The sequence below is a fragment of the Moorena producens PAL-8-15-08-1 genome (assembly GCF_001767235.1).
Taxonomy (GTDB): domain Bacteria; phylum Cyanobacteriota; class Cyanobacteriia; order Cyanobacteriales; family Coleofasciculaceae; genus Moorena; species Moorena producens_A.
In genome coordinates this window covers 1,657,313-1,670,467 of record NZ_CP017599.1, presented here as the reverse complement: position 1 = coordinate 1,670,467, position 13,155 = coordinate 1,657,313, and the positions used below count along the sequence as shown (strand labels likewise).

Genomic DNA, 13,155 nt, shown 5'->3' with positions numbered 1-13,155 from the left:
TCTCATTTAGAAACCCTATAGCATTTTTCAATTGGGTGAGGTACAAGGTTCTGGGTTTTGGGGAGTAGAGACTGAGGCCGTGGGTCACGCGGGGCGCGTTCGGAGCAGGGAACAGGGAACAGGGAACAGGGAACAGGGTTTGTACTTCAATTTGTATTACAAAAAAACACAGAGCGATCGCTCGATATCATCCAGCGATCGCTAAATGCTATTGAGTAAAAATCCTCAGGCTTCTCAACAAAAGAATGTGGTAAGGGGAAACTCCACCATCCTCAAGAGGTGCTTGTCATATCATGTCCGGATAATTACCCTGTCTTGATGCAGTCGCTCATGGGGGAAACCCCCAAGACCGCGCTGCATCGCTTAATAAAAATTTCTCCATCTCCCCATCTCCCCATCTCCCCGCCCTTTTATGATGGGTATTCAACTGGACTTGATATAAGGTGGGATTGATTCAGATTTTCCGGCAGAGGCGATCGCTCCTTGAGAGGATAATTTTGTTCCTTAATCAGACGCTGTAGTCGAGTAACTCGCTTACCCGGAGATGGGTGACTTGATAAGAAATCCCAGGAAGCTCCTTGTTTATTACTCATTCTCACAAAAAAATCTGTTGCGCCAGCGACATGACCATAAGTTTGCTGCAACAACCTCAAGCCAAACTCATCCGCCTGTTCTGGGACTGGGAAAATTTTGACCGAAAAGTCTAAGGGCGCAAGCCCCTTGCTTCTAGCCATGGGGTAAGCCCGCAGGGAATTTATTCCCTAAACCTCTTTTTGGTTGGCAACGTACCGTTTAATAGTTTCAAGTGGAGCACCTCCAACTGTGGACAAAAAGTAGGAATTAGTCCACAAAGTAGGTAATCGACTTTTCAGGTGAGGAAACTGCTCTCTAAGGTACCTACTGGTTGCCCCTTTAAAGCGCTTAAGCAATCTGTGAATAACAAACTGAGGATCCCATTCACAGAGTAGATGAATGTGGTCAGGCATTACCTCTAATTCGATAATTTTGACTTGGATCTCCTTTGCTATTTGGTAGAGGAGTTCTTTTAATTTTACTTCCACCTCTTACACTAGCACTGGTCGGCGGTACTTAGGGCACCATACTACGTGATATTTACACGAGTATACGATATTTTTGTTGTAGTTAAATTTATTTTTAATTTTGTCATGTAAATTAGATAAATCTTATGTATATACTATAAAAGTACACGCAAAATAACGCCAAGGAGGTGATTATAGTGCTAGTGATGGAGTTCAAGGCCATTCTCAAAAAGTCCCAGCAAGAAGCTGTAGATGAGGCCATTCGTACATCCAAGTTTGTGCGAAATAAGGTGCTTCGTTATTGGATAGATAACAAAGGAATTGGCAAGAAAGAACTCTATCGCTATAATACTAAATTAAGAGACGAGTTTAAATTTGTCAAAGATCTCAATAGCCATGCTTGCCAGGCGTCCGTAGAAAACGTGGAGCGGGCTATTAAGCACTTCTTTGATAACTGCAAAAAAAAGACTCCCGGCAAGAAAGGCTTCCCAAAATTCAAAAAACACTGTCGATCAGTTGAATACAAGCAGTCTGGCTGGAAATTATTCCCAGATAAGAAATCGATAAAATTCACCGACAAAAAAGGCATCGGGAAAGTTAAGCTTAAAGGTACTTGGGATTTGTGGTGGTTTGGCCAAAAGCTGATAAAACGGGTGCGGATAGTAAAGCGAGCTGATGGCTATTACATCCAGTTCTGTGTCAAAGTAGATAATTTTGAAAAATTAGAAAATACTGGATGTGCTGTTGGGTTTGATGTAGGGTTAAAAGAATTCTATACAGACTCTGATGGCAATACCGAACCCAATCCCAGGTTTTATCGTAAAAGTGAAAAACGAGTAAAGTTTTGCCAGCGACGAGTATCCCGAAAAAAGAAAGGTTCAGCCAACCGACGGAAAGCTAGGAATAGATTAGGTAGAGCACACCTCAAGATAAGCAGGCAACGTAAAGAACACGCCAAGAGACTGGCGCGTTGCGTAATCCGGTCTAACGACCTGGTCGCCTACGAAGACTTGAAGGTCAAAAACTTAGTAAAAAATCACTGCTTAGCCAAGTCTATTAATGATGCTGGTTGGCGTCAGTTTCGGGAATGGTTGGAGCATTTTGGTCAAAGGTTTAGTCGGATTACCGTTGCAGTTAATCCTGCCTATACAAGTCAAAATTGTTCTGAGTGTGGCGAAGTGGTCAAGAAGTCTTTATCAACCAGGACTCATATCTGCAAATGTGGATGCCAACTTGATAGAGATCACAACGCCGCAAAAAATATACTCAATAGAGCCTTGAGTACCGTGGGGCACACGGAAACTTATCAAAACGCTTGGGGAGATCTGGCCTCTACTTTTCCTGATTCCGTTCGCGTTCGCGCAGCGTCGCCTACGGCTAATCTGGTTAAGCAAGTCAGTTCGTTGAACCAAGAATCCCCCGATTTCTAATCGTGGGGAGTGTCAATTAGAGAGTGTTGCCAATCCGGAAATAGCCAAAGATTCTAGGGCTCCTAATTCCACACCAGCAATATCGCCAATTATGGATTGAGTGAGAACTAGGTTCAATGGTTGCTGAGTCTGATTACTAAAGGTATTGACTAATAAAGACTCTCCACCAAAGAATTTCTTGAGCAAGCCAGAGAAGAAGCCACCAGAAAATTGAGTTTTGATGGTAAGCTTACCATCCATACTGGTCATTGCCCCTGCCTCAGCAGTGATACTCTCACCAGGATCGAGAGTGACAAAAATTGCTGCAAAGGCGGGCTTGTAGCGAATTTCATATTTCACTGTCAGATCTCCCGTTGCTGAGTGATAGGAATATTACTATTCTGGCAGAAAATTTTCTGGTGTGCAGATTTCTTTAATAAATTTAAGCAAACTCTTTATTGGCATTAATTCATAATAAGTTCCATTTTCCTAGCTCACATTATCTTCCTAATCAAGGAAAACTGAAAAATAGCCTTAATCCACTACCGAATCTTGATAAGATCCACAATGTTTACAGTAGGATAAATATTTGTAAGTAATATTGTGGCAACTTTGACATTCAACATATTGATAATAACCGCAGTGGGGACAGTAGTGATCATCGGGTTTAATTTTCCTGGCACAATTGATGCATAGTAATTTTTTGACTCTGCTAGCTGCCTGGAGTTTAGTATTAAAAATAATTTTTTGAAAAAACTTTATAATTCCAAAGCCAATCAATGGAATCAGCAAGATATAAACATAACTGACCAGGAAAAGTAACCTACCGAAAATTTCACTAATTATATCAAATATAAATTGAAAGATAGCGCCAACTTTAAGGAACTCAAAGAGTCTAACAATTAGCGGTATAAAAAATATTACCAGCAAATGCCAGCTAATCAGCGCAATCAGTCCATATCCTCTGCGTTGAGTAAATTTATGAACTGATAGGGCGATAAAAATCAACGGCAGAAGAAAGAGGGATTGAAAAGCAAATTGGATACTTGGATACCAGAAAGATGCCTGTTGATATTTTTTGCGGATTGTATGAAATTTCTTATCATCCTTAATAAAATCTAGCAAACTAACACTTTCCGGTCTGGAGAGCATTTCATTTTTAATATTATCAATTTCCTGTTGAAGTCTGGAAATATTACGATTATTTCGCTCTAACTCTTGTTTGGTTTGTTCAGCACTGACTTGATTAATTGATCGCTCACGAGATTGACCGGCAATTTTTTCTAAGAGTGTGGAATCATATTGTTCACGAATGGTGTTATTAGATCTTCTAAGGCTACTTATTTTTGATTGTTTCTGGTTAATAGTTCTTTCAGTTTGCTGGTTTTGAGGATTTTTAATCTTATCTTTATAGTCGGCATACTTCAAACAGGTTGTAAAAACTTGACCCAGATGTCCTTCTTCAGCTTGTTGATAGGATTTTTTAAAACTAGTTGCTCCCAATGAACGGCTAATAATGTTATAGTCTTTATCTTGATCAGTTTGTCTACGGTAATTGTTCCACTCGTAATAACATGGATAAGTTTGAGCAGGACTCATAGGCCATCTGCTAATATCATTCAGTCCTACAAACACATTGATTAAGATAAAAATATCAATCACAACAATGACAATCAAACTCACTTTGTTCAGTGGTTCGTTGCTGAGTGTCCTTGATTTACTAAAAAACTTACTAAAAAATTGACTCAAAAGACGGGATATTCTGGCCATCATATTCAGAAGTGTTTACAGGATTTTTTTTTGATAAACCAATTAATAACTGTTATCAAAAATTAGAGGACTTTTATAACTATAAAAGTTGCTAAAAATATACCATCCAAAAGCTCACGGAGTGATTGCTCCAAGTGGTTTGCGGTAAACCACTACAATTCCGCTAGTGGCTACCAATGCTAAGGCTGATGGCACCAGAGGTACCCATACTCCTAGAGTAAATAGACCAAAGCATAGGAGATATAAAACCCCTGTCGCTGTGATGGTAGCGAGTCCCCAATACAGTATTCGACCACAGTGCCAAGCAATAGTACTACCAATGATTGACCAACCCCAAACCCAGAACAGGTCTCCCCAGGGCGACCACACCGATAATAATGGACGCTCACCGAGGCCAGCACTGATCATCTGACTGACCATCTGAGCCTGAAGAATTACCCCTGGCATTTCTTGGTATGGCCACTGCAGGGCACTGTAGGGGGTAGGATGGTAATCCTTGGCAATCTTTGCAGTTATTCCGATCAGAACTATTTTGTTTTTGACCCACTCTGGTTTGACCTTACCCTCTAGCAGCTCTGTGACAGTGACTCGTCGGGCGACAGTTTCCCGGTAATTGAGTAACACCTGGAACCCCCGATAATCACGATTGTGATAACCCCCAGCATTAGCTGACAACTCTCTTAAGACACTCTTACCCAAACGTATTTTATTCATAGCAATGGTTTTTGCCTTGATTCCGTCTTGGGCTAAGTAATGCAATGCGACCCTAGCACTGAAGGAGTGGTCGGTGGCACAGGGGTCATCGTGGTAGGGATGCATAAATACAAGATGCCTACGGATAATGCCATCAGGGTCAACCATGATATTGCTAAAACCAAGGCGGGATTCTGGTACCCCAGAGGGAGGTTTCATGCCTGAGTTTTCGGGGTTGTTAGCTACCCTAGCGCTACAAAGGGCAATGAATTTCTGATTTTGCTGTAACTGACGGCTCAATGCCTGGTGACCAGGTTCTCTAGGACGTTCGCGAAAGATATCTAAGCCAATCACTCGGGGTTGATTAGACTCTAGCTTGTCTAGGACTTCGGCTAGGGTTTGATCTGGGAGGGGATAGCCATAGCGGTTGATCTCGGCATCTGTGGCTTCAACCACCAGCAAACGGGAGTCTACCCCTGGATTAGGTCGCAGCCGCATCAGCTGGTCAAATGCCTTTAGTTCCCAAAGCTGAAGTATTCCCAGCTGCCGGATCACCATGACTAAAATGGTCACAACTACACTGAGGATCAGAGCCGATTGGACCAGGTGGCGCTGGTGATTGCCACGCAACTGTTGCCAGGTTGGGGGTATGGCGGCGGGATTTTGACAAATCACTGGCAACCAACTGGCACAGGGACATTGATCTTCCAAACCTTGCAGTTTTTTCCGGGCTTCTTGCACTGCTAGATACAAGGATTTACCACTAGCAAAAGCTTTGATAAAATATTGCAAAAACTGCTGTGCTACGAGATCCGGTACGGGCTCCCGCATAATAATCATGTGGGGAATGTGCAGCTGTTCTAGCTCATTGGCTAATCCTAAGCCATCACAGGAATTAAAAATTGCTAGGGACAACCCCCTTTCTATGGATTTTTTGAGGGCTTCTCTGAGTTCGTCAATGGTTAAGCTATCGGTCTGATTGATATGAATCCGACCTCTTTCTGCCTCGGTTTCACTATGACCTGCAAAAAACAAAATATCCCAAGGTTGCTCCCACAGGGTTTCGTTGAGCTTCTGCCGTGGTGGTTCTACTAGAAAGGTAATGTCTGCAAAGGGTAAATTCTTTAATAATTGTCGGTCTTGTTGGATATTAATCCCTTCGCTATTGCCCAGAATTGCTAGAATTCTAACGTTGTGTCGATCACGGCTGTGGTGCGATTTGCTTGGTTGTTGATACTCTGGAGTACTTAGGGCAATTTCTGCTTGGTGGTAACGCTCTAAAAATTCCCACTGATGCCAAGGAAGCTGCCTGACCTGGGGATTTTTAGTACGAATCAGCACCCGGACTTCTTCGGTAATGCCCACTTTCTCTAGCCACTTTTCCCGCAGCGGACTAAATAACTCTGACTTGAGCCACCGATTTAAGCGATCGCATAATCCCTGACTGTGGTTGTTGATGGAACCACCGATTGCCACTCGTTTAATTTTAATTTCTCGCAAAGAGCTCCCCAGACTGCGATAGCTTGACCGCCATTCGTGATAGTGGGTGACGATGTTAGGGGCTGCAGGCAATCTGCCAGTAAGTTCTGTTTCGGGACGTTCGCCTTCTGAGCCAATTTCCAGAGTGACTCGAAAACCTTCCTCAAAATCCCCATCCAGCTTAAGAGTTACTAGCTTTGCCATTGGCTTAGTTTTTTAACAGTTGACGGTTGACGGTTGACTGTCAACCGTCAAAAATCAGTATTTTGTCTGATATTATTCCTAGTTATAGCGCGTACTGAATAGGGAACAGCGGATTTGGGAACAGCGAATTTGGGAATTCAGATCACAAACTCTTCGATCACACTGGCATTATCCAGAGCAACCTTGACACTGAAACGGTCTCCGGGTTCGCAAGTAAAATCCAATTGAATCGCTTGATCCTCGTTTCTGGCTTGGGCATTGATCAGCATTTCTTGCTCCTCATCTAGCAAGAGCAACTGGAGATTGGGGGGTAAATAGGTTTGACCATTGATGGGATTGAGTTGTAGCAGAACATTCAGGGTTGTTTCGGATTCTGGGGTCAGTGCTACAACCAGAGCCACCCCTTGATTAGGTTTGCCCCATTCAATCTGTTTACATCGCTTAATGGTCTCAGACTTGGTTCTAAAGGCGAAAGCTAGCTGAGGACCATTGTTACCTAAAAGGGTTTCCAAACTCTGCCAACCTGCTTCAAAGATATGCTCCAACCATTGACTTAGTTGTGTCATCGGTTGGAATTGATCGAGGTAGGCTGGTAAATCTTTTAGCGTACGCAATTGGTGGATGACTAATTCACCGGTTTCCGAGGTTGGGGAAAATCCCAACAGCGTCGCTTCAGTATGGTCTTGATCAATCTCAACGACTACATAGCCAATCCGGTTAAATCTAACCTCCTGGGGAATGGGACAAGTCAAATCACCGGTTTTGACAGGCCGACATTCCAAGCGCCCCAAACCGGTTACCCTCAGGTCAGCCACATTTTCAGCCAAGCGCACTACTGAATTCCAGCTATCCCCCGAACTTAGGTCAGTGGGAATACCCAGGATCCGTAAATAGTTATTCACCGCACACACTGCCAGGGTGTTGAGATAGACTTGTTCAGCCTTTTGCTTGCTGGGTTGGTAGTGAGCAAACTGCTGGGCTATATCTAGTGCGGACTGGGTAATCGGCATGGGGATTGACCAATCTGCTAGCATGTTGGCGTTGTGTATCATGATTTTTTCCTAGGTTGGGGTTTTGTGGTGCTTTTCGAGCTACCAGTCTTTGAATCTTCTATATATCCCTCGCATACACCGAATTTTCGCAACAGGGGTAAGCATTTACGGTTATAGAATTTGGGCAAATCTTTAGCTTCTGGTGGGGTTAGTTTAAATTCTGCTGCAATGGTTTTCCAAGGCTGATCCGGAGGGAGTCGCCGCTCGATTAGGACTTGGGCATTAATCTCAGGGCGTTTCCTAAAGCAAGTCTGACGTAATACTCCGTCTGGGTCTTTTTTAACCCAATCCAAGGTTTTTTGCCATATTTTCATAACTGGCTGTAGATCAGGAGCAGCTGCTACCCTATCTACAGGGTCAATAGTTTTACCTTCCTCTGTGCTTAGGCCAGTAATTTGCCGCTTCTGTTGCCTATAGCCAGCATCTCGAAATCGTCTCAGTCGCTTTTTTAGTTCATCGTCGAGCCAAGTAATCACACCTTTGATAGTCGGGTCATACTCTTCAGGATGCCCACAGCAATATTCCCACATCTCTTGGAGAGCATCATTATAATATGAGCTATATTCTTTCCAAAGCTTGCCGGATTTCATCACTAGTAAATGTATCTCGCTCAGTTTTTGCCGACGTTCCAGACTTAATGGTGGATGATTACATGCTTCAGCAATCAGCTGACGGAGTATTCGATCTAGATTTTTCATCGGTAATGTCCCTGTTGTAAATGCGATCGCTTTTAGCAGCTCCTACGGAGCATCGCTTAGCGTGACCTACGGTCAATCGCGTTTAGTACGCATTAGTCTATCGATAGCGCTGATCACGTTAGTTGTTAGTAGTTTGTTTGTTTTTGGTAGATGCTTACACTAACCACTAACCTCTACTCCCCATGAAAAGCGCTACAAAGGGCAGCCCGAAGACTGGACTCAGTATTGACCATCCCTAGACATCTTAGGCATCAATGTTGGGGAATGGCAAAAGTCACCCAGTATGTATTTACACGAGTGATTGGGGGGTTTTTCGCAAAAAACCCCAAAAAAAATTTTTTGTCCGATTTTTTGCGAAAACCCTGGTTGAGAGGTGCTGTAACAAATGACTAAGCCAAGTGTGATTCAACAGGTGCGACAATCACGCGAATTTAATTCTTAATGGGTCAAAAGCACCATTACATTTCAAATCAAATCCAGTTAGTGGGTCAACAGACCATGTATACTCTCACCAACACTCTAGAAAAATCCGCTCCTCAGGTGCAACAGTTAGACAATGGTCTACTGCAAGGAGTACTAGAAGGTTTTATTGACGGTGTTTTAATTCTGAATACACAAGGAGAGTTGGTTCATAGCAATCAAACCGCTCGTGTTTTTTGTGAGGAACTGACACCGAACAGCAAACATCTTAAGGTGGTGCCTCAAGAAATCTGGCGTGTCTGCCAAGCCTTGAAAGACAGTGATGAATTCTATCCCCATCAATCTGTAATTATAGATTCAGAGATTACGACGAGTAACTCCATAACGTTTCGGATTCGGGCTAGATGGCTCAACCTGAGAATATCTGAGCAGCCTTATATTTTAGTTACCCTCGAAGACCAACGTCAATCCATTCATAGTATAGCCCTAGCTGAAGTTCAGAAATATGGCTTAACTGCCCGTGAGGCAGACGTCTGGTTACTGCGTCGAGTCAATTACTCTTACAAAGAGATTGCTGCGGAACTGTTTGTTACTCTCAATACGGTGAAGAAGCACATGAAAAACATTCGTGCCAAGCAGCAAATGGCAATGATTATGGAAGAAATGGCTGCTTAGGGGCATAATTAGCAATTTGGAAGACAGACATTCTTGGTGATGTGGGCATTTAGCGATCGCAATCCACCAATAAGAAAACATTTTTATCAGAGTGGGAGAGTTTGAGAGGGAAAAGAATACCCCGTCCTCAAAGGTCTTGAAGTTACCGTAAGAATAGTGGAGCCTTAATAATAAAGTTTTAACCCCTTTTCTCATAACCGACCAACCATAAAGGCTCCACTATTCTAAGGTTTCGTCTCCGAGGATGAATATTCCGTCTCAAATAGTGTTAATATAAAAAGTAAGGGTCTCAAAAAAACTGGGTATTGACCCTACTCAGCTACCCTGGCCTTTGGCCACGCTACGCGAACGGTGCGCGGGAAAGTCACGCCCATGGAGATAACAGTCGCCCACGGCTGTGCCTGGGAATCCCCATCCCTGCGACGGGTGGGGAGGTTCAATTAGTCATTTTTACTTAGTCATTAGTGATTGGTAAGATCAGTAATCCCTGATGGCTGATACCACCTCAACTAGCGGCGTGGCACAGGCTTCGAGGCTGGGACGAACGCCCATAAGCTGAATGCTTACCTTACTACTGCCTACTACAGCTGACAAAATGCCCTGGGCAGGGGCATTTTTTTGTAGAGCGCGATCGCACTCTTAGGTTTACAAATGAGATGTAAACCTAAGAGGTATTTTTTTATTGTCAAATAACACTCCGAATCTCTTTCCAATCTTGCCTTTTGCCTCTTGTCCGCAAGCCAATTTCTGCAAGACTTGTGTTTACAAATCATATAAAAAACGCTTATTCCGGTTGTCATATACCAAAGGGAACAGCGGATCTGGGAACAGGGAGTAGGGAGTAGGGAGTAGGGAGTAGGGAACAGGGAACAAAAATTCTCACAATTCCTACACGGATTGGTATAGTAATCGGTTAAACAAGATTGTTTCCCTGTTGCCTGTTGCCTGTTGCCTGTTGCCTGTTGCCTGTTGCCTGTTGCCTGTTGCCTGTTGCCTGTTGCCTGTTGCCTGTTGCCTGTTGCCTGTTGCCTATTGCCTGTTGCCTACTCCCTATTCCCTATTCCCTATTCCCTACAGATTTTGCCCCAAAAAATTTTTTCTGATTGTTTTGCGAAAAGTTGGGTTCACAGGCGCTGTAACAAGTAGCCAATAAAATGGTGATAATCCTCTCCTGTTTTAGTTTTTTGATTAACTTTTGGGACACTGTCCCAGGTTAATAGGAAACGGTTACGCCCCATATGGGGCGTTTTTTTTTAGCTGGATCCCAACCGTTCAATCAGTTACCCACTTTGCCAATTCATCTAGGGTAACTTTCAGCAGGTCACACAATACCTTGAGCTGATTTGGGTACAGTTTCGGGATATGCCTGCCCGCTTCCCAATTTTGCACCGTGGTCACAGTTACGCCCAATTCATGAGCGATTTCCCGCTGGGTGATATTTAGGGATTCTCGTCTTTTTTTAAGGTTTTCCCCTAAATTAGTCATTACTGTCCTATTTAAAAGTTAACATAATTAAGTTGACTGAGTTATAGGTTACCCCCTAATCTCACTAGAGACTATCTTACTTGACACTCCCCGGTCATTAGACGCGGGGATTCTTTGTTCAGCGATCCATCTTGCTCAACCAGATTCGCCGTAGGCGACGCTTCGCGAACGCGAACGGAACCAAGAAAAGTAGAGGATAGATCTCCCAAAGCGTTTTGGTTTAACACCAAGGTTCCGGTGTGCCCCACCGTACCTAAGGCTCGTTTGAGGATGTTGATTGCGGCATTGTGATCTCTATCTAATTGATATCCACACTTACAGACGTGGGTTCTAGTCGATAAAGATTTTTTCACTTCCTCGCCACAGTTAGAACAGTTCTGGCTAGTGTAGGCAGGATTAACTGCAACAGTTATTTTTCCGAACTTAGCCCCAAAGTGTTCTATCCATTTCCTCAATTGATACCAACCAGCATCATTAATAGACTTAGCGATACAATGATTTTTTACCAGATTTCTTACCCTCAAGTCTTCATAGGCGACCAGGTCGTTAGACCGGACTACGCAACGTGCAAGTCCCTTTGCATGTTCTTCACGCTGCCTACTTATTTTAAGGTGTGTCCTAGCAAGTTTATTAATCGCTTTCTTTCGGTTAGCAGAGCCTTTATTTTTCCTGGAAACTCGACGTTGATAGAATTTTAGGCGCTTTTCTCCTTTTCTATAAAATCGAGGATTGGGTACAGTATTGCCATTGGAGTCAGTGTAAAAATACTTTAGTCCAACGTCCAGGCCAATAGTGCTTCCTGTTGCTGGAACAGACTCATTAATATCGATCTGAATGCAAAACTGAACATAGTACCCATCTGCTCGACGGACTATCCTGACTCTCTTGATCAGCTTTTTGTCAAAGCGCCATAAGTCCCACGTACCCTTGATCTTGAGTTTTCCTATTCCTTTTTTGTCACTAAAAATGATTGACTTTTTGTCTGGGCATAACTTCCATCCAGTAGTCTTGTATTCCACTGAGTGACAATGCTTTTTGAATCTAGGAAATCCTTTCTTACCAGGAATTTTATTTTTGCAGTTTTCATAGAAACGGGCAATTGATGACCAAGCTCGTTCAGCACTAGCTTGCCGAGCCATAGAGTTCAATTCATTGGCAAACGGAAATTGTTTAGCTAAAACCGTGCAATATTTGTTGATGTCTAACTTTCCAAGACCTTTATTGCCCATCCAATAGCGAATACAGCTATTGCGAACAAACTTAGCTGTTCTAATCGCTTCGTTTATTGCTAAATATTGCTTTTGTTTTGCGTATGCTTTGAACTCTAATACAATCATTATTATCGACCTTTAACTACTACTTTAGTATACAACATTTAGCGTAAGATTACGGAATTTTATAAATATTTTTTTCTCACGGCGGCTAAAGCCGCAAAAGCGCCTTCATCCTGGAGACGAAACCTTAAAGAGTGGAGGCTTATTATACCAAATCCTGTTGCCATACCCCCCTTATCTGCATAGCCCTAGATTTCTGGCATAAACTGGGATAAAAAGATTTGGTCGATTTTTATAAAGGGGTTTTGACAACCAGATTTAGTATTACAAAGACTTGAAACTTTGACCCATAACCTATCGACCATAAACGCTCCACTCTTTTACGGTAATTTCAGACCCCGCTCGCTCGCTTTGTGACGGGGTTTTCGGCTTTGGGGAATTTTATAAGCTGGTCTTCATTTGAATTCCATGGTTCTGACAGCAGGGGAGCAGGGGAGCAGGAGAGAGGGTTTAACGTTTTTTTTTCTAGATGAAATCGATCTGTAGCGGTAATTTCCAGAATTAGTATCGCGCTGATCATACTTATCAGGTACATTCAATGGTTCCATCGGCCACTCCCGAATCCGATTAACCCAAGACAAAAGTACCTTACCGAATTTATCACTGCTATACCAATCCGTGTAGGAATTGTGAGAATTTTTGTTCCCTTTTCCCTACTCCCGTCTTGATGCAGTCGCTCATGGGGGAAACCCCCTGTTCCCTTGCTGCATCGCTACTCCCTACTCCCTACTCCCAGATCCGCTGTTCCCTGTTCCCTTTGGTATATAGGACAAAAACCATTAGTCAAAATTTGCCAACCTGGCAACAAACCCAGTTGGGATTTGGTTTTGATAGAAACTAAAGATACAAAAAACAACAAAAAATAGTCCTAATTAAGATAGGAAAATTATTATATC

Annotated in this window: 14 protein-coding genes and 1 pseudogene; 5 read left to right on the top strand and 10 right to left on the bottom strand. The window is 43.0% G+C overall.

What is annotated here, in order from left to right:
* The first annotated feature begins 31 nt into the window (after positions 1 to 31).
* On the top strand, positions 32 to 205 hold the full coding sequence (locus BJP34_RS42580; RefSeq protein ID WP_158517047.1) for a hypothetical protein: 174 nt from the start codon (positions 32 to 34) through the stop codon (positions 203 to 205).
* A gap of 205 nt (positions 206 to 410) precedes the next feature.
* On the opposite strand, the gene BJP34_RS06390 is transcribed toward BJP34_RS42580, so the two are convergent.
* Both BJP34_RS06390 and tnpA read right to left on the bottom strand, forming a co-directional pair.
* On the bottom strand, positions 411 to 734 hold the full coding sequence (locus BJP34_RS06390) for a M48 family metalloprotease (protein WP_070391620.1): 324 nt from the start codon (positions 732 to 734) through the stop codon (positions 411 to 413).
* Positions 735 to 761: 27 nt separating this feature from the next.
* A pseudogene (gene tnpA, locus BJP34_RS06385) lies at positions 762 to 1,160 on the bottom strand (IS200/IS605 family transposase).
* A gap of 77 nt (positions 1,161 to 1,237) precedes the next feature.
* Here tnpA and BJP34_RS06380 point away from each other — a divergent pair.
* Positions 1,238 to 2,470, top strand: a complete 1,233-nt coding sequence (locus BJP34_RS06380; RefSeq protein ID WP_070391619.1) for an RNA-guided endonuclease InsQ/TnpB family protein — start codon at positions 1,238 to 1,240, stop codon at positions 2,468 to 2,470.
* Between the two features lie 12 nt (positions 2,471 to 2,482).
* Here BJP34_RS06380 and BJP34_RS06375 read toward each other — a convergent pair whose 3' ends face one another.
* The 5 genes from BJP34_RS06375 to BJP34_RS06355 all read right to left on the bottom strand — a co-directional run bounded on the left by BJP34_RS06375 (position 2,483) and on the right by BJP34_RS06355 (position 8,345).
* Positions 2,483 to 2,809, bottom strand: a complete 327-nt coding sequence (locus BJP34_RS06375) for an AIM24 family protein (protein ID WP_324611025.1) — start codon at positions 2,807 to 2,809, stop codon at positions 2,483 to 2,485.
* Between the two features lie 174 nt (positions 2,810 to 2,983).
* Positions 2,984 to 4,222 (bottom strand): hypothetical protein, encoded by a 1,239-nt coding sequence (locus BJP34_RS06370; protein ID WP_070391618.1) that lies wholly within the window; start codon positions 4,220 to 4,222, stop codon positions 2,984 to 2,986.
* Positions 4,223 to 4,333: 111 nt separating this feature from the next.
* The gene (locus tag BJP34_RS06365; RefSeq protein ID WP_070391617.1) at positions 4,334 to 6,595 is read right to left on the bottom strand and encodes a CHASE2 domain-containing protein; all 2,262 of its coding nucleotides are present in this window, start codon (positions 6,593 to 6,595) and stop codon (positions 4,334 to 4,336) included.
* Between the two features lie 137 nt (positions 6,596 to 6,732).
* A complete protein-coding gene (locus BJP34_RS06360; protein WP_070391616.1) occupies positions 6,733 to 7,647 on the bottom strand; it encodes a DUF1822 family protein in 915 nt (304 codons plus the stop codon).
* A complete protein-coding gene (locus BJP34_RS06355; protein ID WP_070391615.1) occupies positions 7,644 to 8,345 on the bottom strand; it encodes a hypothetical protein in 702 nt (233 codons plus the stop codon). The genes BJP34_RS06360 and BJP34_RS06355 overlap by 4 nt, the downstream gene beginning before the upstream one ends.
* A gap of 498 nt (positions 8,346 to 8,843) precedes the next feature.
* On the opposite strand from BJP34_RS06355, the gene BJP34_RS06350 reads away from it, so the two are divergent.
* Positions 8,844 to 9,440, top strand: coding sequence for a helix-turn-helix transcriptional regulator (locus tag BJP34_RS06350; RefSeq protein WP_070396520.1), 597 nt, complete (start codon positions 8,844 to 8,846; stop codon positions 9,438 to 9,440).
* Positions 9,441 to 10,381: 941 nt separating this feature from the next.
* Complete coding sequence (locus BJP34_RS38900; RefSeq protein WP_168166464.1) at positions 10,382 to 10,543, top strand: hypothetical protein; 162 nt, start codon at positions 10,382 to 10,384, stop codon at positions 10,541 to 10,543.
* A gap of 169 nt (positions 10,544 to 10,712) precedes the next feature.
* Here BJP34_RS38900 and BJP34_RS06345 read toward each other — a convergent pair whose 3' ends face one another.
* The 3 genes from BJP34_RS06345 to BJP34_RS38895 form a co-directional block, all read right to left on the bottom strand.
* Positions 10,713 to 10,925: a helix-turn-helix domain-containing protein gene (locus tag BJP34_RS06345; RefSeq protein ID WP_070391614.1), complete on the bottom strand. Its 213-nt coding sequence runs from the start codon at positions 10,923 to 10,925 to the stop codon at positions 10,713 to 10,715.
* 71 nt (positions 10,926 to 10,996) lie between these two features.
* The gene (locus tag BJP34_RS06340) at positions 10,997 to 12,262 is read right to left on the bottom strand and encodes an RNA-guided endonuclease InsQ/TnpB family protein (RefSeq protein ID WP_070391613.1); all 1,266 of its coding nucleotides are present in this window, start codon (positions 12,260 to 12,262) and stop codon (positions 10,997 to 10,999) included.
* A gap of 392 nt (positions 12,263 to 12,654) precedes the next feature.
* Complete coding sequence (locus tag BJP34_RS38895; RefSeq protein WP_149030832.1) at positions 12,655 to 12,840, bottom strand: hypothetical protein; 186 nt, start codon at positions 12,838 to 12,840, stop codon at positions 12,655 to 12,657.
* A gap of 86 nt (positions 12,841 to 12,926) precedes the next feature.
* Between BJP34_RS38895 and BJP34_RS42575 the strand changes: the two genes are divergently transcribed.
* A complete protein-coding gene (locus tag BJP34_RS42575) occupies positions 12,927 to 13,100 on the top strand; it encodes a hypothetical protein (protein WP_158517046.1) in 174 nt (57 codons plus the stop codon).
* Positions 13,101 to 13,155: the final 55 nt, after the last annotated feature.